General features: G+C 28.4%; 21 protein-coding genes and 1 riboswitch. Of the genes, 4 read left to right on the forward strand and 17 right to left on the reverse strand.

Features of this window, described 5'->3' with window-relative positions:
• Positions 1–397: 397 nt before the first annotated feature.
• From F1564_RS06675 to F1564_RS06725, 11 genes are all read right to left on the reverse strand, one after another.
• Complete coding sequence (locus tag F1564_RS06675; protein ID WP_018449674.1) at positions 398–1,096, reverse strand: ABC transporter ATP-binding protein; 699 nt, start codon at positions 1,094–1,096, stop codon at positions 398–400.
• Complete coding sequence (locus F1564_RS06680; protein ID WP_018449673.1) at positions 1,089–2,252, reverse strand: ABC transporter permease; 1,164 nt, start codon at positions 2,250–2,252, stop codon at positions 1,089–1,091. The genes F1564_RS06675 and F1564_RS06680 overlap by 8 nt, the downstream gene beginning before the upstream one ends.
• 48 nt (positions 2,253–2,300) lie before the next feature.
• Positions 2,301–3,752 (reverse strand): S1C family serine protease, encoded by a 1,452-nt coding sequence (locus tag F1564_RS06685; protein ID WP_018449672.1) that lies wholly within the window; start codon positions 3,750–3,752, stop codon positions 2,301–2,303.
• A gap of 23 nt (positions 3,753–3,775) precedes the next feature.
• Positions 3,776–4,273: a hypothetical protein gene (locus tag F1564_RS06690; protein ID WP_232053358.1), complete on the reverse strand. Its 498-nt coding sequence runs from the start codon at positions 4,271–4,273 to the stop codon at positions 3,776–3,778.
• A 41-nt stretch (positions 4,274–4,314) separates the two neighbouring features.
• Positions 4,315–4,584, reverse strand: coding sequence for an FtsB family cell division protein (locus tag F1564_RS06695; RefSeq protein WP_018449670.1), 270 nt, complete (start codon positions 4,582–4,584; stop codon positions 4,315–4,317).
• A gap of 21 nt (positions 4,585–4,605) precedes the next feature.
• Entirely contained in the window at positions 4,606–5,094 is a 489-nt protein-coding gene (nrdR, locus tag F1564_RS06700; RefSeq protein ID WP_018449669.1) for a transcriptional regulator NrdR, read from the reverse strand.
• Positions 5,095–5,217: 123 nt separating this feature from the next.
• A complete protein-coding gene (locus F1564_RS06705; protein WP_018449668.1) occupies positions 5,218–5,688 on the reverse strand; it encodes a PTS sugar transporter subunit IIA in 471 nt (156 codons plus the stop codon).
• Positions 5,678–6,373, reverse strand: coding sequence for a DNA repair protein RecO (gene recO / locus F1564_RS06710; protein ID WP_018449667.1), 696 nt, complete (start codon positions 6,371–6,373; stop codon positions 5,678–5,680). Before recO ends, F1564_RS06705 begins: the two co-directional genes overlap by 11 nt.
• Positions 6,374–6,533: 160 nt before the next feature.
• Complete coding sequence (locus F1564_RS06715; RefSeq protein ID WP_018449666.1) at positions 6,534–7,073, reverse strand: hypothetical protein; 540 nt, start codon at positions 7,071–7,073, stop codon at positions 6,534–6,536.
• 78 nt (positions 7,074–7,151) lie between these two features.
• Positions 7,152–8,066: a rod shape-determining protein MreC gene (gene mreC / locus F1564_RS06720; RefSeq protein ID WP_018449665.1), complete on the reverse strand. Its 915-nt coding sequence runs from the start codon at positions 8,064–8,066 to the stop codon at positions 7,152–7,154.
• A 416-nt stretch (positions 8,067–8,482) separates the two neighbouring features.
• Positions 8,483–8,833 carry a hypothetical protein gene (locus F1564_RS06725; RefSeq protein ID WP_018449664.1) on the reverse strand — a complete coding sequence of 117 codons (351 nt, stop codon included), beginning with the start codon at positions 8,831–8,833 and terminating at the stop codon, positions 8,483–8,485.
• 179 nt (positions 8,834–9,012) lie between these two features.
• Between F1564_RS06725 and F1564_RS06730 the strand changes: the two genes are divergently transcribed.
• From F1564_RS06730 to F1564_RS06745, 4 genes are all read left to right on the forward strand, one after another.
• Positions 9,013–9,555, forward strand: a complete 543-nt coding sequence (locus F1564_RS06730; RefSeq protein WP_018449663.1) for a C40 family peptidase — start codon at positions 9,013–9,015, stop codon at positions 9,553–9,555.
• A 306-nt stretch (positions 9,556–9,861) separates the two neighbouring features.
• Entirely contained in the window at positions 9,862–10,755 is an 894-nt protein-coding gene (locus tag F1564_RS06735; protein WP_018449662.1) for a helix-turn-helix transcriptional regulator, read from the forward strand.
• A 368-nt stretch (positions 10,756–11,123) separates the two neighbouring features.
• A complete protein-coding gene (locus tag F1564_RS06740; RefSeq protein ID WP_018449660.1) occupies positions 11,124–11,597 on the forward strand; it encodes a GyrI-like domain-containing protein in 474 nt (157 codons plus the stop codon).
• A 19-nt stretch (positions 11,598–11,616) separates the two neighbouring features.
• A complete protein-coding gene (locus F1564_RS06745) occupies positions 11,617–12,249 on the forward strand; it encodes a GyrI-like domain-containing protein (RefSeq protein ID WP_018449659.1) in 633 nt (210 codons plus the stop codon).
• Positions 12,250–12,366: 117 nt separating this feature from the next.
• On the opposite strand, the gene F1564_RS06750 is transcribed toward F1564_RS06745, so the two are convergent.
• The 6 genes from F1564_RS06750 to F1564_RS06775 all read right to left on the reverse strand — a co-directional run bounded on the left by F1564_RS06750 (position 12,367) and on the right by F1564_RS06775 (position 20,898).
• Entirely contained in the window at positions 12,367–13,947 is a 1,581-nt protein-coding gene (locus tag F1564_RS06750; RefSeq protein WP_018449658.1) for a peptide ABC transporter substrate-binding protein, read from the reverse strand.
• 116 nt (positions 13,948–14,063) lie between these two features.
• Positions 14,064–15,215 carry a methionine adenosyltransferase gene (metK, locus tag F1564_RS06755; protein ID WP_018449657.1) on the reverse strand — a complete coding sequence of 384 codons (1,152 nt, stop codon included), beginning with the start codon at positions 15,213–15,215 and terminating at the stop codon, positions 14,064–14,066.
• Between the two features lie 125 nt (positions 15,216–15,340).
• A riboswitch (SAM riboswitch) is annotated at positions 15,341–15,440 on the reverse strand.
• 132 nt (positions 15,441–15,572) lie between these two features.
• A complete protein-coding gene (locus tag F1564_RS06760) occupies positions 15,573–16,778 on the reverse strand; it encodes a tetratricopeptide repeat protein (protein WP_018449656.1) in 1,206 nt (401 codons plus the stop codon).
• A 79-nt stretch (positions 16,779–16,857) separates the two neighbouring features.
• Complete coding sequence (locus F1564_RS06765) at positions 16,858–18,537, reverse strand: phospholipase D family protein (protein ID WP_018449655.1); 1,680 nt, start codon at positions 18,535–18,537, stop codon at positions 16,858–16,860.
• Between the two features lie 41 nt (positions 18,538–18,578).
• A complete protein-coding gene (locus tag F1564_RS06770) occupies positions 18,579–19,946 on the reverse strand; it encodes an MATE family efflux transporter (protein WP_018449654.1) in 1,368 nt (455 codons plus the stop codon).
• A 67-nt stretch (positions 19,947–20,013) separates the two neighbouring features.
• Positions 20,014–20,898 (reverse strand): endonuclease/exonuclease/phosphatase family protein, encoded by an 885-nt coding sequence (locus tag F1564_RS06775; protein ID WP_018449653.1) that lies wholly within the window; start codon positions 20,896–20,898, stop codon positions 20,014–20,016.
• Between the last annotated feature and the right edge of the window lie 140 nt (positions 20,899–21,038).

Below are 21,038 nucleotides of genomic sequence, written 5' to 3' on the forward strand. Positions count from 1 at the left end.
ACATTTAACAAAGAACTTTAGCCTCATTTTTATATTACCTATTAACTGCAGCAAAAACTGCTCCACTTGTAAAAATCAGATATTTCTTGTTAATATTCGTTAAAATGATATAGCGAATAATATTTCCTTCTGCAATAAAAATAATACCATTTTTTTTGCTTTAAATCAAATTATTATTTTCTTTTTTATTACTTTTTTGATTATTTTTTATTCTCTAAATCTTTTTTCACTAAACTAAACTCTATAAAAGCTATACTTGTTATTTGGAAACAAGGGGTCTTAACCCCTTGCATAATAAATTTATTATTTAAATTTTAAAATTTTATGTATACATATTGAATAAATAGTCTCAACTTTTTGCATATTAAATCTATTATTTTAAATAATATAAAATACATTAAAATTGTATTGTTGGCAGAATCATATTAAATTCACCATTTTCAATTTTATATTTATAAGTAGCTAAATTAGCTAGTTCCAGACTATGAGTAACTATTATTATTGATTGGTTTCTCTCTTTATTTATCTTCATAAACAGTTTATTTATAATATTACTTGTTTCCGTATCTAAATTTCCAGTTGGCTCATCAGCTAGTATTATATCAGGATCATTAATCATCGCCCTTGCTATTGCAACTCGCTGCTTTTCTCCTCCTGAAAGTTCCATTGGCTTATGTTTTATCCGCTTTGCAAGCCCTACAAGTGCCAGCAGTTCCTTTGCTTTTTTCTTTATTTCATTTTTATTCATATTTTTATTAATAAGTGCAGGCATCATAACATTTTCCAGCGCTGTAAACTCATTTAGGAGATAATGAAACTGAAACACAAATCCTATTTTTTTATTTCTTATAGCTGTTTTAGCCTTCTCATTCCTATAATGGATTTTTTCTCCATTAATATAAATTTCCCCATCAGTCGGCTCATCTAAAAGTCCTAATATATTCAAAAGTGAAGTCTTACCACTTCCAGATTTACCTTGAATCGAAATAAAATCTCCTTTATTAAAAGCCAAATTTATATTTTTTAAAATATGGATATTTTCAACTTTTGTCTTATAAATTTTATTGACATTTTTTAATTCTATTATTTTATTCATATTTCAATGCCTCCACAGGTTTTAGTTTAGCTGCCCTTGCTGCCGGGAAAATTGTTGATAGAAATACAACGACAAATGTTACTCCATAAATAATCAAAAGTTCCTTTTGTGAAATATACAGCGGCAATTCTTCCAAATAATAAGTTCCACCTTTCATATACATCTTAAACAAACTTTTTAAAGCTATCAAAACAAGTGGCGAGATTCCGCTTGCTAAAATCATTCCAAAAACACCAATTATTAAACCTTCTATTGTAAAGATTTTCCGAACATTATTATTTGTATAACCAATTGATTTTAAAATTCCAATATCCTTTATTTTTTCCCTTACAATCATATTTAAAATTACTGATACAGCAAAACTTGCAATAATCAATAGTAAACTTAAAATAGCAATTAATACAAACCTTTCAAATTGTAATGCCTTTAATAAATTTTGATTAATTGTTTTCCAGCTTATTACACTATATTCCTTGGGATTTACGGTATTTCTTACTTGACTTAATATTCCTTCAACTTTTTCAGGATGTTCAACTTTGATTCCAATTTCTGTTACCACTTTTCCTTGATCTGATAAAATTTGCATTGTTTCCAAAGGTACAATTGCAAGATTTGAATCGTAATCTAAAAATCCTGTCTTAAAGATTCCTCTTACAATAAGTTTTATTTCCTTATTTTCAGCCGATACAAGACTTATTTCTTTTCCAACTTTTAGATTCATTTCAGTAGCCAGCTGTTCACCAACTAAAACTGAATTAAGCTCTGAAATATTGTTATTTCCATCTACTATTTTCAAGTTAAGTCCGTCTTTTACATTCTCAGGACTAATTCCATCGACTAATACACCTTTTGCTAGACCATTGCCTTTTAATATCGACTGGCTGTTCATTTGCGGAATAACAGCTTTTATTCCTTTAATTTTTTTTACATTTTCTACAGTTCCATCATAATTTTCAAAAAATTTTGATTTTTTATTTTTTACAAGAATATGCGGACTCATCGTCAATAATGAGTTTACCATATTTTTTCCCAGTCCATTTGAAACAGTTAATGAAACAATAAAAACTGTTACTGCAATAGCTACTCCAAGTACTGAAAATATACTTTGAAATTTTCTTTCAATAATATGCCTAAACGCAATAAAAAATTCTACCATAGTTACTTTCTTATTCTCCTCTGCTTTAAATTTTTCAACTTAAAATTTTTATTTTATGTCATTTGACATTTCACGTGAAATATTATAATTTTCCATTAATGCTTCTCTTTGAGTTTTCACTTCAGCCACATCTAACACAATTTCATTTTTTTCTTCATCCTCAAAAATAATAAATTCACTATTCGTATTTCTAACTTTTTTTACAAAATCATTAAAGTCCTTATACTTTTCTCCATTAACTTTTGTAATAATTCTATTTTCTAAATCTGAATATCCTAAGTTTACATCAAATGGAAGAACTCTTACTAATATAACAAGTCCATCATAATTTTCAAATAATTCCTCTCTATCATAAATCGCAGGCAAAGTATCTGTTGGATGCTCTTGTGAAACTGATGTGATATAATTTGTTGTAAGCGGTTCAAAAACCAGTCCTCCATAAATATAATATGAGGGAGCTTCCTGCAACTTTGCACTTTTTACAACGCTATATTTTATATCTGTCTTTTTCAACGTAATTTGACCCTTTTCAATTTTTTTATCTCTTATAATTTCATAGCTTAAACTTTGCCCATATTTTTTTTCTTGATTTACAAAGTTAAAATCTGTCTTTTCATTTTTACGAAATTCTACTGTCCCATCTGATTCGATATCTTTCCCATCTAATTTTAGCAATACGTCATTTCTTTTTAAAACTCCATTAAATGGTGAATTTTGAAAAACTTTTTTTATAATGATACCCTTTGAATCATTTTTTAATCCCAACATTTTACGTTGCGATGTACTTTCCAATTTTGCCCACTGTATTCCTAGTTTTGGAGGTCCGTCATAATTTCCATCTCTTATATCATCCAAAAAGTTATTAAGTATATTAACAGGAATAAAATATCCAATGTTATCAGCTTGTGTAAGTCCAGCAAAAGCGACTCCCACAACTTTCCCATTATTTAAAACTGGTCCTCCGCTATTTCCACTATTAATCGCAGCATCCGTCTGCCCAATCAAAAATTTCTGATTTGTCAAAGTATATGTATTATGCTCCATTCTCGAAACAATTCCTCTAGTCGTACTAAGTTTATCCCCGCCAAGCGGATACCCATAAACTGTAAGACTATCTTCAATCCTTGGCAATATTCCTAATTTCAATGTAGTCGTTCCATTAAAAAATGCCTTATCTTCTACATCAATCAACGCCAAATCATATTCTTCCGAAACAAATTTAACATTTGCCTTGTATTTTCTAGAATCTCCTTCTTTTCTGACTTGCAAAAATTTTTCATTCAATACTGCATGAGCATTTGTAATAATTCTATTCCCGTCTATAATAAACCCTGTTGCTGTTGAATTAAAATCCTGCCCATTCTGCCATGGCGAAGCATAATTAAACATCTGATGTGCGGCATAAACTTTAACGAGTGCCTTTTTTACTGAACTATCATCGGCAAAAATAAATCCACACAAAAGCAAGTTTATTATAAAAATTATTTTTTTTATATCCATATTTCAAACCTTTCTTGAATACTTTAAATATTCATTTTTTCTCCAATTTGATTTTGTATTAATTTTAAAAATAATAATTCATTATTTATATTCAATCTAATTTGTATTTTTTTCTTATCTTTTGTTATTATTTCCAAAAATTTATCCACTTTACTTGAATTTATCCTTATCATTTTTACACTTGCACTTTCAATATTTTCCATGCTAATTTGTATTTTTTTCAAAAATATTTCATTATTTTCAATTACAATCTTAAAATTAAACAAAAGAAATGTAGCCCCAGCAACATATCCAAAAAGAATCACGATAAGTGTAATCTTTAAGGGTGTAAATTTTTCAATCCCGCTAATTCCCTGATAAAGTGAATATCCAGCAATAGCAGCAATTATTATAAAAAAAATAGATGACGAAATCATATATTTAGAGTTTGCTCTAAAAATATACTTATTTTTCTCATCTTCTATTTTATAATTATCAAGTTTATTTTTAAAATTTTCTATATTAATAAAATTGTTCATCATTCTATAACTTAAAAAATTAAAGTTTAACAATAAAAAATAACTTATTCTGTAATTTTATAAGTTTCTTCTCCTTCTTTTTTTAAATTTAAATTATTTCTTGCAAATTTTTCAGTCTTTTCATCTTCATCTGAATTTTTTTCCTGATCTAGCAACTTATTTTTTTTATTTGTAAGTTCTTTTATCTCTGCATCTGTATTAGCTAAACTAGTTTGCATAGTCCTTTTTCCCAAAAATACGTTTACACTTTGACCAACAAAATAAACTACCAAACTAAAAAATATAATATTTCCTATGAAGCGTAACTTTTTCATTATTCCTCCCGTTTTTATTTTTTATTTCTCTTTTATTCCTTGTTCTGTATTTAATTTTCTATCTTTTCTTATTTTTTCTATTTCTTTTACAAAACTATCCAAACTATCAAATTTTTTATAGACAGAAGCAAATCTGACATAAGCAATTTCATCCAAGTCTATTAAGTACGAAAGTATCTTCTCTCCCAGTTCACTAGATTTTATTTCACCTGAATATCCTGTTAATATCTCACGTTCAATCTTATCTATTGTTTCTTCAATTTTTTCAGTATTAATATTACGATTTTCAAATGCCCTAACAATTCCATTATAAACTTTTTCCCTTGAATAAGGTTGCTTTTCTCCGCTTTTTTTTATTACAATTAATGACAGCTCAGCAACTTTTTCATGAGTTGTAAATCTTTTACCACATTTTTCACACTCACGTCGTCGTTTAATTGAGTTTCCTTCAAAATAGGAACGACTGTCTATAACTTTTGTGTTTTCATAACCGCAAAATGGACATCTCATAACTTTTACCCCTATCTTTTTGAATCTCTTCACTTCTTTATTTCAATTAGCAAAACTCACTATCAACTAACCATTCACAAAATAATTACTGATTTATTATTTTTATTCTATTCTCATTTCTAATTATCTGCTTGTTTCTTCATTCCGAATAATTTCAATAATTTCTTCATTTGATTCAGCCTTCAACAGATTATCTACAAATCTGTCTTCTCTTATTAATCTTGATATTCTTGCCAACACTTTTAAATACTCCTGTGTTTTATTTTTTGGACATAGAAACATAAAAAAAATATTCACATTCTCGTCATCTAATGAATCGTAAGCTATCCCATTTTTTGAAATTCCAAAAGTCGCTATCAGCTCATCTACTGCACTTGTTTTAGCATGTGGCAATGCAATTTTTCTTCCGATCCCAGTTGATCCCATTTCTTCTCTTGAAAAAATATCACTTAATCCCTGTTCTTCATCTTTTATTAAATTTGTCTTTTTTAAATTATTATACAGCTCTTTAATTACCGCATTTTTATTTTTTGATTCTAAATTTAGATCTATCGTATTTACTTTAATATAATCAGCGATATTTTTAGTTTCCATAAAATTCCTCCATAATAAATTTCTTTATTTTTATTTCAGTTTGTAAATTTCTATTTACAAAATTTTCAAAAATTATAACTATTTTTTTTAAAAATCCTGTATAATTTTCCATTTTTTCCTGAGTTTCAGTTATACATGAACTATTTTTTGAAATTTTCAAAATTTCTTTATATTTTTGTATGTTTTCTTTCCTATCCTTTTTTAATATCAGACTAATCTCATTTATATCATAAATTCCATTTTCTAGCATTATTCTTCTTAAAAATGATAACACAACATAATATTTATACCCTTTTTTTATATATGGAAGAGCATCAATAAAATTTAATATTTCTACCAATTTATCAAAAAAATTGCCATTTTCCTCAGTCATATAATAAATTTTATCTATACTATCAAGTATATACAATGATATTTCCAATTTTTCAATATTTTTCAAAATATTTTTGAAATTTTTTATAATTTCTATATCTTTTATAATATAGTAATTATTTTTTTGAAAAAGTGTAATTTCAATTTCATTCAGTGGATTTAAAGAAACAGTATTTCTTTTTTTAGATTTTCGGATTCCATAAGCAGTTGCCATAATTTTCCCATAATTTTTGCTAAAAAGTGTAACTAATAAATCCGCCTCTTTCATTTCTTTTTTTTTCAAAACAATACAGTTTGTTTTTATTATTTTCATATTTCACATTTTTCTTATTTTTAGTTTTTTAAATATGTCCATCTCTTAAATATTTTTTGTTTAGAAAAGGGGGTATCCCCCTTTATCTAGTTTACTATCATTTTTAATATATAGTTATGAACAAGTTTATCGTTATACCTTAATTTCTATAAACACTAAATTATCTAAAATTCGATAATCTATAAATTATTTGTGAACTTCCATCTTTTACAGAAATTTTTGTTGGAAAATAATATCCGTTTGAAGATTTGTAGTCACTAAAGTTTACAGTATTTCCACTGCTTTTTATTGAAGTTAACCAATTATTTGAAAATGTAAATGTATCTCCATTTTTAGTTTGTGTTTTTTTAGAAGTTATACCTGTTAACTTATTAAACACAGACAATATGCTTGCTTCACTTTTTTCAACTTTTTGAGTAACAGTTTGTTTTAATTTTGGATAATAAATTGTTTTTTTACTTCCGCTAAAAGTATAAATTTCTCCTTTATTTATACTTGGTGCTGTAATTGTCAGCTTCATTGTCCCCGAATTATATGCCATCACATAGCTTTTACTTCTTTTTCTCCCATTAATTGTCGCATCTTCAGTAACATTTACCGTAAAGCTTCTTTTTTCCCAAAAATCCTTAGAAAATGAAAATACCGATACCAATAAAAATAATAATATAACTTTTTTTGTTGCTGTTAATTGTCTTAACATAATTAAACTCACCTCTTTATTTATTTTTAAAATAATCTATATATTAATACTATTTTGTATATCTTAATACAACTTTCTTTAATTTATTTGTGAATTCTCTTTATTTTGTTGTTCCTCTTCAGCCTTTACCTGATTTTGTATCTGATTATTAATCACATCATTAACACTCCATTTGTAAACTAATACACTTTGAACATCAAATATGTTAAAATTTGGATTAAATTTTAATTCTTTAACCTTATTAAAATCATTTAAATTTTTTATTTTAAAACTTCCTATTTTTATTCCTCTTGGCAAAATATCACTTACTCCTGAAGTTTCTATGTTAAATACTGTATTTTTTTCAACTTTTCCCTCGTTATAATTTAGAATAGAGAAAGTTCCATTCCCATTTCCACGTAAAATTTGCTGATCGGTTCCATTTAGTACAACACTTAATTTTGAAGTTTTACTTGTCAATAACGTTACTTCCGAATATTCATCACTTACTTTAGAAATTTTCCCAATAAGGTATCCGTTAAACATTACTGGTAAATTTATTTTTATGCCTTGGGCAGCTCCCTTATTTATATACATTTTTTCCGATGAATTTCCGTTTTCCACAAGTGCTACGTCTGCCGCTATAAACTCAGACGGATTTTTTTGACGCATTTCCAGCATTTGCCGCAATTTCTCATTTTCTTCCTTCAAATATGCAAACTCCATATTTTGAACTTTATTTTTTTGTAATTCAAAATCTCTATTTTTGTTATTTTCAACATATTCTCCGATATAACCAATATCATTAACTCTCGATTTCAATTTCAAAACTTGAGTGTACAACATACTTTTTACTTTTACTAACCTAAAATTCACCGCCTGAGTCACTCCATCTAAAAATGTAAACGAACTTGTAATTCTATTTTTAAATGCAAATAATATTATTATTATAATTATTAAGATCAAAACTGTTCTACCTGTGCTTTTTTTTTCAGAAAAATCATCTAATTTCATTATTATTTTAATCCTCTCATTTTTTTATTCTAAATAAAGTTTCCAAATATAACGTATGATTATTGTAACTAATCAAATTGCCTCAAAATTAAATTATAACAAGAAATTTTTCAACAATAAAAGTATATAAATTCAATTTTAAAGCGATATTATTATAATATCATATAACATATATTATATCAAGTATTTTTATAATTATTTTTTTTAATCTAAAAATATTTATTTTAATACTGAATCCTGTCTAAAAAAATTAAAGATAATATTTTATATTAATTGCTGACAAGGGAACTTGACTCCTTGTAGAGAAATTCATAACCATCCCGCTATTTAAATGGGAAATAATAGTATTACCTATTAATTTATTTTTTTGAACAAAAAAAGGTACTCATTATTATTAAGTACCCTTTTTAGAAAATTTATTCTTGACCAACAACAGCTCTGTAGTGTTTTTCAAGTTTTTGAAGTTTTTCAGGATTATTTCTTAAATAAAAATTCACTTTTTCAATCACATCTGCTGTAGCCTGTGTTCCGCTTTCTACAACATCAGCATCTGCTGAATTCCCATCCTCAGCAGGCATTTCAGAAACTCCAGTAGAATCTACATTATTTTTTCTGATAGATTCTTTTTTAGATCTTTCCTTAATTTCTTTTCTTGATTGTTCTTGAAGAGCTGATTTTCTATATTCTTCAAGTATTTTTTTCGTATTCACATCAGCAGAAGCCATTATTGAAATAGCTGCAATTCCAATTAAAATAAACTTTTTCATATTATAAATTATTCCTTTCTAAAAATTTCTTTAATATCTTTATTTATATTATACCAATATATGTTAAAAACTTCAAGGAAAAATTCAATTAATTAAAAATTAAGTTAAATAAAATTGAAATAAAAGTAATTATTGCTATAATATATTTACCAAAGTTCAAAGGTAGATTGGAGGTTATAATGAAAAAAATATTGATGCTAGCTGGAGCTTTAATTATATCTGCTGTATCATTTGCAGATTTAGAAAGCACAATCAAAAATCACTATAGTAACAAAACTATAGATTTAACTGTTGTATCAAAACCAAGACAAGAGGTGACAAGTAGTGGAGCTGCTTCTACAGCTATAAGAGATCAAATTATCTCGTTTGCACAAACAAAATTAGGTTCACCATATGTTTGGGGAGCAACTGGTCCAAACACTTTTGATTGTTCAGGCTTCGTTGGTTATGTATTCAAAAAAGCTGCTAATGTAAGCTTGCCTAGAGTTTCAAGCTCACAAGCGACATTTAAACCAAGAATTTCATCAATGAATATGACGAAAGGCGATTTGGTATTTTTTGAAACAACTGGAAAAGGTCGTATTTCTCACGTAGGTATCTATATGGGTAATAGACAGTTTATTCATGCTTCTTCTGGAAGTAGAAGAGTAACAGTTTCTAGTTTAGACAGTAATTTTTACAACAAGACATTTAGATGGGCAATTAATCCATTTAGTAGTTAATTACTACAATTAATTTCTTATAAATAAATATATTCTTTACATAAATTCTTGTATAAACAAGAGATATTAAAATCATAAATTGATTAAAAAATATAAAAACTTTGGAACAAGGAGTTTTATCTCAGTTGAGGAGATATTGCTCCTTTTTTTCTATTTTTCCATGTTATTCTCTCATCTAAATAATAAATTTATTATAAACTTTTTGGCAAGGGAAAGGAACGAGTCTACTTGTCATCAAAAAATAAAATACAATTTTTGTTTTTTAATAGAATTTAATACCACATTAGTTAAGGAGCTTAAAATATTATGAAGATTAATAGATTATTTGAAATTTTATATCTGTTGCTTGAAAAAAAGACTATTACTGCTAAAGAACTTGCTGAACATTTTGAAGTATCCGTCAGAACAATCTATAGAGATATTGACATTCTCTCTTCTGCTGGTATTCCAGTATATTTTCAAAGGGGAAAATCTGGCGGAATAAAGCTAATGGATAACTACGTCATAAATAAATCGCTACTTTCACAAAACGAGCAAAATGAAATACTTTATGCCCTGCAAAGTTTAAATGCTACTAATTATCCAAATAATAATAAAACTCTTTCAAAATTAAACGCTATTTTTAACAAAAAGTCAGACAATTGGATAAAAATAGACTTTTCCAGATATAATTGCGATGATAACACTCTATTTGAAAAAATTAAGGAGGCAATATTAACTAAACAAACCGTAAAATTTAATTATTTTAACACAAAAGGTGAACATTCTGAAAGAATAGCAGACCCTTTAAATTTATGGTTTAAAGAAAGAGCATGGTACTTATTTGCCTATTGCCACAAAAAAAGCGATATTCGTCAATTTAAAATAACAAGAATCAAAAATCTAATCTTAACAGACAAACATTTTGAAAAATCCGTAGAAAATTTTAAGATTAATGATAAAAAAGATAAGATAAAGAATGTAAAAATTATAGTCGAAATAGACAAATCACAAGCATACCGTGTCTACGATGAATTTTCTGAAGAGAATATAAACAAAATGGAAAATGGAAATTTTGAAATTGTAATGGAATATCCTGAAAATGAATGGGTTTATGGTTATCTTCTATCCTTTGGAGAACATTTGAAGATAAAGGAGCCAGAGAGAATAAAGAAAATTTTGTTTGAAAAAATTGAAAAAATGAAGAAGAATTATAAATAAGAAAATATTTTTCAAAGTTTTTTTCAAGAATAAAATGTCATAATCTTCTAAAATATTAGAAATGAGAGAAATGGAAAACAATATCAAAGTATATGTAAAAAAATATCCGGATACATGGGGAGTAATTCAAGATTACACCATAAATAATGCTATTTTCAAATATCTTGGTTTTGGTTATGATTCAGAACTGATGAGATAAATTATAAAAATTAATAAATATGGCAATATCTTATTGTCGTATTTTTTATTTTGAAAAATTTACTTAATTTTTATAAATCAAAATTTTATTTTTTAATATGACATACTCTTGTCATATTATGACTGCTATAATTGATTTAATAAAAATTGAGAGAAAAGGTGGTATAATTATGAAATATGAAATAGTAGAAATTAAAGAAAAAACTCTTGTTGGATTTAAAGCACGAGTGAAAGATGACGAAACAATGTCTGAAAAAATTTCAAATTTATGGGAAAAACTGTATTCTAAAAAAGGTGTCCAAAATATAAAGGACAGAATAAATGATAATGCTATCGGTGTCTATTATAACTACAGTAATGAAAATGACTTTGAGTACGACTGTCTTACAGGCTGTGAAGTGAAAAATAAAATTGATGAAATTCCTGAAGATATGACAAGGCTAGAAATTCCACAAGGAAAATATGCAAAATTTGTGATTTTTGGTGATCCTGTAAAGGCTGTTGGAGAATTTTGGTATAAATTTTGGGAAGAATTTGGGAAGGAAAAATCTAATATAAGAAATTATACCTATGATTTTGAAGAATATATAGCAGGTAATGATTATGAAAATACAGAAATTCACATTTATATTAGCATAAAATAATAACTAGGAGATGATAATTATGGCATTTGATTTTAAAAAGGAGTTTAAAAAATTTTATAAACCGTCGGGAAATCCTGAAATTATAGAAATTCCTAGAATGAATTTTATAGCAGTGCGAGGGAAAGGAAATCCAAACGAAAAAGATGGCGAGTATCAGAAAGCAGTTGAAATGCTATATGGAGTTGCCTACACTCTTAAGATGAGCTATAAAACAGAATACAAAATTGAAGGATTTTTTGAATATGTTGTTCCGCCACTAGAAGGACTTTGGTGGCAGGAAAATGTAGAGAATAAAAATTATTTGTTAAACAAGGAATTATTTAACTGGATTTCTTTAATTAGAGTGCCTGATTTTATTAAAAAGGAAGATGTGGAATGGGCTATAAAGTGTGCTACTGAAAAAAAGAAAAAGGATTTTTCAAAAGTTGAATTTTTCAGCTATAATGAAGGGCTTTGCGTACAATGCATGCATATAGGAAGCTACAATGATGAACCCAAAACTATTCAAAGAATGAATGAATTTGTACAAGAAAGTGGGTACAGTATTGATTTAACAGATAAAAGACATCATCATGAAATTTATTTAAGTGACCCAAGAAAAGCAGATATGAATAAAATGAAGACAGTAATACGACAACCTATTAAAAAATAAGGAAAAATTAAAAGAAATTCTAAAGTTTTACATAAACTTAAAATATAATTATAGCACAGGATGATAAAATTACCATCCTGTTTTTTTATTCTTCCTTAAAATATATAAAAATTATTTTTAAAAATGTGCATAAGTGAAATCTGCAATTCCAGTAACACTTCTTCTCACAACATCTTTTATCTTTGGATTTCTGTAATGATTTTCTACTGAAAAATATAGTGGCGAAATTACATTCTCATCAATCAGTATTCTCTCAGCTTCATTTATTTTTTTATCTCTTTCTTTAGAAGACGGTATTTTTGAGATTTCTGTTACTAATGCATTGTATTTAGCTTTAGACCAGACATTCATATTTAAGTTATCATCTTTTTTCCATCTATCTAAATAAGATAAGGCATCATCGTATTTTGGCGACCATGTATTCAATACTGTATCATAATCTCCAGATCTAGTTTTTGATAATCTTTCTTTAAATGGTACAGTTGAAATATCTGTCTCCAGTCCTAATTTTGTTCTCAATTCCTCTTGAATGAACTGTATTTCCTTTACTTCTGGATCTGAGTTTCCTGATAACAATCTTAATCTTAATCTATTAACTCCAAGTTCTTTTAATGCTTCTAAATACAATTTTTTAGCTGTTTTAATATCATTATCTTTAAAATAATCTTTATCTGGATAACTTTCCCTATATTTTTTACTATATCCTGAAATTTCGTTACTTATAATTGATTTTGCAACAATTGATCCATCTTTCTTAATTTCATTTACATATTTCTTTCTATCAATGACTATCGAAATAGCTTTTCTCAATTTAGAATTTTTCAAATATTTATTGCTTAAATTAAAATCAAGATACCAGACTCTTCCATTAAAATATGTATCTAAAACCTTATTTTTCTTATATTTTGACAGACTATAAGGCTCAACTCTTGACATATCAATTTCTTTATTTTTAATTAAATCATCAACTACTCTAAAGTCTTTTGAAATAACATATTTTATTTTTGGAATTTTTATATTTTTAGCATTCCAATAATCCTCATTTTTTTCTAACAAAATCTCTTCTTCCTGTAATTTTGTTATTTTATATGGTCCATTAAACAAGAAGTCATCCAGCTTTACTGCATATTTATTTTCTCTAGATTCATAAAACTTTTGATTTAGAGGTACTGAAATTGGCAAAGTTAAAATATATTTGAAATAAGCTGTAGGATACTCTAGTTCTATTTCCAGTGTCTCATCATCAATTGCCTTAACTCCCAAAGCGTCTGCCCCAACTTTTCCGTTATAATACTTTTCCGCATTTTTTATAGGAAACAGCATCTCAGAAAATTGAGCTGCGACCTTAGGATTTAAAACTCTTTTAAATGCAAAGACAAAATCATTCGCTACTATCTTTTGACCATTGCTCCATTTTGCATTGTCTCTCAATTTGAATATCAATTTATTACCATTTTCCTTAAAGCTCTTGGCAACTCCTCCCGTATAATTCCCTTTTTCATCCAATCTCAATAATCCTTCATATATGCTTGAATCAACTTGAACTGCTATCATCTCTGTAAATAAATGCGGATCCAAAGTATTGTAATCACTTCCAAGATTAAAGACTACTGTTTCTTTATTATCCTTGCTGTTCTTAGAACACCCCGCTAATAAAAATACAAATATTATCAACGTAAAAAATATATTTTTTTTCATTCCTGCCGAATATCTTATACTCGATTCTTCAGATATCTTTTAACAACATTTTAGAAATCAATTTATCCAGTATAAATATCCCTTTCTCTCCTCTCATTTATATTTTCCAAAATTAATTATAATAATTCTTTCTTTAGTTCTTCAACTTTATCTAACTTTTCCCAAGGTAAATCAATATCAGTTCTTCCAATATGACCAAAAGCTGCTAAATCTTGATATCTAAATGATGGCTTTCTTAAATTCAATGATTTTTGGATTCCGTTTGGTGTTAAATCAAATAATTTTGCAACAGCTTCTTCAATTCTTATTTCTTCAACTGTTCCAGTTCCAAATGTTTCTACACGAATTGATACTGGTTCTACGACACCAATCGCATAAGACAGCTGAACTTCACATTTTTGGGCAAATCCTGCCGCAACTACATTTTTGGCAATCCATCTCGCTGCATAAGCTGCCGATCTGTCAACTTTCGACGGATCTTTTCCAGAAAATGCTCCTCCACCATGTCTAAAGTATCCACCATAAGTATCAATTATAATTTTTCTTCCTGTAAGGCCAGAATCTCCATGAGGCCCTCCAATTACAAATCTTCCAGTTGGATTAATATGAAATTTTCTAACATTTTCAATATTCAAGTTATATTTTTCCAATACAGGTTTTATCACAAGTTCTTTCAAGTCCTTTTCAATTTGTGCATTTGTAACATCTTCATTATGTTGTACAGACAAAACTACTGTATCAACATTTAATAATTTCCCATTTTCATCGTAAGCTAATGTAACTTGGGCTTTTGCATCGGGTCTAGCCCATACGAGTGTCCCGTCCCTTGTAATCTTAGTTAATTTTTGAATGATTCCACGTGATAATACAAGTGCTAAAGGCATTAATTCTTCAGTTTCATTAACCGCTCCACCAAACATAATTCCTTGGTCTCCAGCACCGCCTGTATCTACTCCCATTGAAATATCAGGCGATTGAGAGTGAATAGTATTTAACACTCCACAGTCAGAGTCAAATCCCATTCCCGGACGATATCCAATCTCATAAATCTTATCTCTAACAATTTTTTGTACATCCACATAAGTCTTAGTCGTAATTTCTCCTCCAACAACTACAAGCCCAGTAGTTGCAAATGTTTCACAAGCTACTCTTGCAGTTTCATCATCTGCAAGACAAGCATCTAATATTGAATCTGAAATCTGATCACAAATCTTGTCTGGATGTCCTGGTGATACAAATTCCGATGTAAAGTAAATTTTTTTAGTCATTTATTTCCTCCTAATTTCCTTTTTTATTTTATCAATTTTATAAAAGTTTCAATTTTTCAAACTTAAAATTTATATTATTATCTAAAAAAAAACTCTTCCTATAAGGAAGAGAATTAAAATTCTTATCCTTATCTTTGCATCTTTTATGCCGGATTTAGCACCTTGTATTTACAGGTTGCTGGATACTTAAAACGGGCCGTTCCCTAATATCTCTCTTGATAAGTTTATATTAAACTGTTTTATAAAATTTTAAATTTGATTTTCAAATAACTTTATTATAAAATTAGTATATAATATTTTCTTTAAAATGTCAATATATAAAAAATAATTTTTTATTGCATTTTATTTAATTATATTCTATTTATTATATTCAGCTGCTTTTTTCTTCATAATTTCATCTATATTTATTTCCGAGGACTTTTCAGAAGGTTTTGCTGTTTGCGCTTTTGGTTGATTTTCTTCTGGCTTAGTTTCAGTTTTTATAGATTCTTCAGCTTTATTTTTACTTTTTACATCATTAAGCGTACTTTCTGTAAGACTTTGAGAAGAGTTATTATTTCCTAGGAATGTTTTTACTCTTTTTTCATTTGATTTCTTCTCATCAATAACTCCACCTTTTTCAATTCTTTCTACTGTAGCGGCGGCATTTTTATCTCCATTTTTAGCTGCAATCTTGTACCATTTCAAGGCTTCTGACATATTATTCTGTTGATGGTATGACATTGCGATTGGCATTGCTAAAGCCTTGTTTCCGGAATTATACGCCTTCAAAAGATATGGACGTGATTCTGATTGCTTTCCACCATCGTATAAAATAGCTCCGATCTCATAATTTGCTTCCTTTACACCACGATTTGCGGCTTTTTGAAACCATTTCACAGCTTCAGAATCATTTTTTAATTCCTTATTTAAAAGTGCCACACGAATGTCAGCTTCTTTTATTCCAGCATTATAGGCTTTCTCAAATTCGATTTTAGCTTCTTTATATCTTTTAGCTTTTATTAAATCAACTCCTCTATTATACGCTTCGGCACCTGGACGCATTCTTATTTGACGTACTCTTTGTCCTCCAGCTACTCCAGCACCTCCAGTACTTGTTACAGCACCTCTTGGAAGTCTTGCAATTAATTTATTAGCTTCAGCTGTATTTCCCTCTTGTTTTAAAATTACTGCTAAATTATACATAGCTTCTGGATAATTTCTATCAACACCATATTGTAAAATTTGTTTTACTTTATCCATATTTTTCAAATTATAATATAATTGCGCAAGCGACATAATTGCTTCCTTATCTCCATTTTGTGCCTTTGTCAATGCTTCTGACACTTTTGAAGGATCAATTTGATTGTCAATTAAATTTTGTTGTTCTTCAGGACTTAAATTTTTTATGTTAGGATTTCCTTGCGCTTGTCCCCCAAGATTAAAAATATCTGTATTAATATTTGCACTTTGCTGTTGTTGTGTTTGAGTATTTTTTTTCTTATCTTTTTTCTTATTAAAACAAGATACTGACATCATTCCAATTGCTAAAATTACAACTACAAGCATTATTTTTCTTTTCATTTCTGCTCATTCCTTTCTCTTAAATTCTTCTATTTTTAAACTTTATTTTTTTATTAAATCATAAATTAAGCTTTTCTGCCTAAAATGAGCCTAATTGCGTTGCATCTAATATTTTATACATAAAATCCGTACTAGCCTTTGTAGTCGGCTCATCATCAAAATTAACAGTAAACAGTCCATCTTTATTTTCCCATAATCTATCAAAATATGTGTAAATATCCCTTGTCAATTTAGAATCTGCATTTGTCAAAATTCTAAAATTAGCATCCATTATATATCCACGTATATTTTTTCTAATTAAATTAGCTGAACCAGTTTGTATTATAACATTTCCATCTGTTTTTTTTATTAGTGTTATCTTTGTATGATATTGCTCATTATTGGTAAAATACCATTTTATCTCTATTTTATTTTTAGTCTTTTTCTTTAACTTTTTAGAAACTGGCTTATTTGGAAGCCCATTAGTGCTCATTCCAAAGGCATCCCTGCTTCTATCAAAAATAATCCTAATTTTTACTCCACGATTTGACGCTTTTATTAATCTATCAACAACCCCTCTATCTGCTAGAAAGTACATTCCCATAAGTATCTCGTCCCCAGCTTTCGTATTCTCAATATCCTTATCTAAATGCTCTCCAATCTTCGCTTCTGTTACAAATTGGAGCTTATACTTATTATTTTCATCATCAAATCTTGTAAGGACATCTCCAACTTTCAAATCATCTTGCTGCTTTTTATCATTAGATTCTTGACTTTTCTCAGGAAGTTTCCCAGTTTGTGCAAATCTTCTTGTTTCTTCTTCCACAAAATCTTCCTTTTTTTTCTCAATTTCCCTAACTTTCTTCTCATTTTCATCTTCTAAAAAATTATTTTTTATAGAATTATTCACTAAATTTTTTTCATTCTCAACCAAATTTCCAATTTGACTATTATTTATTTGATTTCCTTGCTTTTCATCAATATCAATCTTCCCACCTGAAAACTCAGCCACGTGCTTTAACCCTTGCAAAACATCCTTTACAATTTCACCATTAGCCGATATTGCCACATTCTCATGAAAATAACTAGGATCATGAATATTTGCACTGGAAATTACAACATTTCCTTCATTCAAAAATATCTTTCTATGATCTGCCTTTACATTTAAAGCCCTCAACAAATTTCTCAAAGTCAATTTAGGCCACATTGGACCATAAAAATTCCCAATCCAGCCTTTTCCCTGTGGATTTCCATGAGGTTCTATCAAAGTTCTCCAAATAGGCGAATACCAAGGAAATGTATCTTTTAATTTAAAAATATCCACCACTATGACATCAATTCCCGCTTTTTTCATATCTGTAATAAATGGATGCTCAAAAGCCCCATACAAATTATTATTCTCATCTGAAAGCACATACACCTTTAAATCAGGATTTTCCATCTTCTTTTTAATAAGCCTTCTTGTATATTCCTTAGCAAACTCTGGAAAATGCTCCTTATCCTTATTATAAATGTCATTAAACAAAAACATCTCCACAATCAGATAATCCTTTGCCTCGTCTACAATCTTATAAGTCGCATCCCAGATTTTTCTATCATACCGAATATTCCCATCCTTGTCAAGATAAGTTAAATCATAATGAAACTCAACATTATCACTATCTCGCATCGGACTTTCATAATCTACTCCAAGTGGCGGAGTTTTTATTGTAGAACACGACATTGCAAAGATTGAAAAAATACCAATTAATAAGCACTTTTTTCTTCCTGCTAAATCCATTATATTATTTCTCCTTTATTATCTTAAATTTCCCTCATTTTTTAACTTACCAAATTATTTATCCATTTCTTGCTCTTTAGCCTTAACATACAAGGAACGATCTTTATTACTTCATCACTGCACGAAAGCAAATACACAACTGCAACTGGCAATCCTGAATAAAGTCCAGAAAAATATGTAATCGGAATTGCAACGAACCAAAGCGGAATCAAATCAGTAAACATTGTCCAGACTGTATCTCCTCCCGAACGTAAAATTCCAACTAATAATTGCAAACTAATTGCCTTTATGAAAATTACAAAAACTTCTGCTTTTACAATTTCCCTTGCCAATGGATAACTTTTTTCATTTACATGAAGCAATATAAATGGACTGAAAATAAATACAATCGCTCCAATCACAATACCTGAAAGAACTGCCACCTTTAACAATATTATTGAATAATCATAAGCCTTATCTTCTCTTCCAGCTCCAATCTCATTACCAATTATAGCTGAAGTCGCACTTGAAAGACCAAATAACAACGTTAATACAAGACTGCTAATTGATTTTACAACTTGAACTGCAGCTGCAAAATTTGTTCCCATTCTTCCAAAAATCATTACATACATACTTGCCCCAAGTACCCATAATATTTCGTGAATAAATACAGGAAGCGATATTTTCATAACTTTTACAAAAAATTCCATCGACAAATCAAATAATTCATTTATCTTCCCAGCAATTGGCAATTTTAACTTGTAGATTATATAAATGATATAAGAAGTACTTATAATTCTTGCAATAACTGTTGCAACCGCAGCACCACGTACTCCCATCGCAGAAAATCCAAAATGTCCAAAAATCAATACATAATTTATAGTTACATTTATCAAAAGACCAAATACGCTTGAATAAAACGAATACTTTGTTTTTCCGATTGCACGAAGCTGTATATTAAACGCAAATCCCACTCCCACAAGCGGATAAGTCCAAGCTACTATTTGCAAATATGAAGCCCCTGTTTCTATAACTTTTTTATCATTTGTAAATATTGAAATTACAAGTTTTGGTACAAACAATCCAGCAAAAAGGAATAGAAGCGAAAATAAAAAGCCAACAATAACAGTTATTCCAAGACATCTCTTCAAGTTCTTATAATCCTTATTTCCAAAATACTGTGCCGCCAAAATTCCACCGCCGCTGTTCATCCCAAAAAGTGATGTCATAAAAATCATAAATACCTGATTAGCAAATCCCAATCCTGCAACAGCAACTGTCCCCAGCCCAAGTGCCACAATCTCTTTCCCCACCATAAACATATCAACAAAATTCATAAGTGCATAAATCATATTTTCAATTGCTACAGGCAATCCAATATTGACTACCTTTTTATAAACTGCTTTTTTATTTAATGTTTTTTCTTCCATTCATTCCCTTTCTTTTCTATATTATTCGTAGTAAATATCTTTATTAAATATTATTTTAATTGCTTTATTAATCCAAATCTTCCAATGTAGAATATTCTGAAAAAATTAACAGATGATCCGATACATATCTTCTTATTATAGCATAGTTATTATTTTTTATAAAGTTATAAACCCCAAAATTTCCAGTAAATTCTTTTGTTTTTTTCAAATTTATAAAAAAATTGTCATAAGAACTTACTAATTTACTGTCTGAAAGTGTTGTTAAATTCTCTTCAGGATTCAAAATATATGAAACACCATATTTATCATTCATATTTTTAAAAGCCATATTATCTGCCGATGTATTAAAATCCCCAGCGATAATTATATCATCTTCATCTGTTAATCTAGAAAAATATTCATAAACATTAACATAGCTCGCTGCTTCCAATAATCTCTGCTTTTCCTTATCCCCAAAAACCGAATGTGCTATAATGTACACAAAATCAAAATTCCCAGCTTTAAAATAAGCCCCATAAGGCTCCCTCATAAACTCATTTTCATCCTTTTCCTTATAAAATCCAATCCCTCTTGCTTCCAAAAACTTGCTTTTTCTATAAATAAATGCAAAATACTCCCGATAATTCTCACTCCCCACAGAATCTTCCGAAATAATGTAATCCCACTTTTCCTTAGTCAATTTTTCCAAATATGCCTGTGTTTTTTTAACCCCTTTTTCATTCATAACCTCTTCCAGCCCAATTAAGTCAAACTTTGCCAAAATCTGTGCAAATGCCTTGTAATCCTTTTGCTTTTCCCCAAGCCTAAGGGCATTAAATGAAGCAACTAAAACTGTATTTTCATCTCGATTTATCCCAGTTTCTTCATTTATCTTCCCTTTTTTAAAACAAGAAAATACTCCAAAAACTAAAAATACAAAAAATAATCCTCTAATTATTTTATTTTTCACCACAATCAACCCCTTGATTTTTTTATTTTTATTTATCTAACAGACCTGTCTGATAATTTAATTTTTTTATTTAGCAAGAGTTCAAGACCCCTTGTTCCAAAATATTTGCTTTATTAAATTTTAAATAAATATAGTTTTCAAAC

Source organism: Leptotrichia shahii, from assembly GCF_008327825.1.
Classification (GTDB): domain Bacteria; phylum Fusobacteriota; class Fusobacteriia; order Fusobacteriales; family Leptotrichiaceae; genus Leptotrichia; species Leptotrichia shahii.

Bases quoted from the DNA above. Each gene is read 5' to 3' on its own strand.
- F1564_RS06735 (WP_018449662.1), top strand. From the start codon at position 9,862: ATGAAGATTAATAGATTATTTGAAATTTTATATCTGTTGCTTGAAAAA.
- F1564_RS06770 (WP_018449654.1), bottom strand. From the start codon at position 19,946: ATGGAAGAAAAAACATTAAATAAAAAAGCAGTTTATAAAAAGGTAGTC.
- metK (WP_018449657.1), bottom strand. From the start codon at position 15,215: ATGACTAAAAAAATTTACTTTACATCGGAATTTGTATCACCAGGACAT.
- F1564_RS06675 (WP_018449674.1), bottom strand. From the start codon at position 1,096: ATGAATAAAATAATAGAATTAAAAAATGTCAATAAAATTTATAAGACA.
- F1564_RS06680 (WP_018449673.1), bottom strand. From the start codon at position 2,252: ATGGTAGAATTTTTTATTGCGTTTAGGCATATTATTGAAAGAAAATTT.
- F1564_RS06695 (WP_018449670.1), bottom strand. From the start codon at position 4,584: ATGAAAAAGTTACGCTTCATAGGAAATATTATATTTTTTAGTTTGGTA.
- F1564_RS06730 (WP_018449663.1), top strand. From the start codon at position 9,013: ATGAAAAAAATATTGATGCTAGCTGGAGCTTTAATTATATCTGCTGTA.
- F1564_RS06725 (WP_018449664.1), bottom strand. From the start codon at position 8,833: ATGAAAAAGTTTATTTTAATTGGAATTGCAGCTATTTCAATAATGGCT.
- F1564_RS06740 (WP_018449660.1), top strand. From the start codon at position 11,124: ATGAAATATGAAATAGTAGAAATTAAAGAAAAAACTCTTGTTGGATTT.
- F1564_RS06685 (WP_018449672.1), bottom strand. From the start codon at position 3,752: ATGGATATAAAAAAAATAATTTTTATAATAAACTTGCTTTTGTGTGGA.
- F1564_RS06715 (WP_018449666.1), bottom strand. From the start codon at position 7,073: ATGTTAAGACAATTAACAGCAACAAAAAAAGTTATATTATTATTTTTA.
- F1564_RS06745 (WP_018449659.1), top strand. From the start codon at position 11,617: ATGGCATTTGATTTTAAAAAGGAGTTTAAAAAATTTTATAAACCGTCG.
- nrdR (WP_018449669.1), bottom strand. From the start codon at position 5,094: ATGAGATGTCCATTTTGCGGTTATGAAAACACAAAAGTTATAGACAGT.
- F1564_RS06765 (WP_018449655.1), bottom strand. From the start codon at position 18,537: ATGGATTTAGCAGGAAGAAAAAAGTGCTTATTAATTGGTATTTTTTCA.
- F1564_RS06750 (WP_018449658.1), bottom strand. From the start codon at position 13,947: ATGAAAAAAAATATATTTTTTACGTTGATAATATTTGTATTTTTATTA.
- F1564_RS06760 (WP_018449656.1), bottom strand. From the start codon at position 16,778: ATGAAAAGAAAAATAATGCTTGTAGTTGTAATTTTAGCAATTGGAATG.
- F1564_RS06690 (WP_232053358.1), bottom strand. From the start codon at position 4,273: ATGATGAACAATTTTATTAATATAGAAAATTTTAAAAATAAACTTGAT.
- recO (WP_018449667.1), bottom strand. From the start codon at position 6,373: ATGAAAATAATAAAAACAAACTGTATTGTTTTGAAAAAAAAAGAAATG.
- F1564_RS06705 (WP_018449668.1), bottom strand. From the start codon at position 5,688: ATGGAAACTAAAAATATCGCTGATTATATTAAAGTAAATACGATAGAT.
- mreC (WP_018449665.1), bottom strand. From the start codon at position 8,066: ATGAAATTAGATGATTTTTCTGAAAAAAAAAGCACAGGTAGAACAGTT.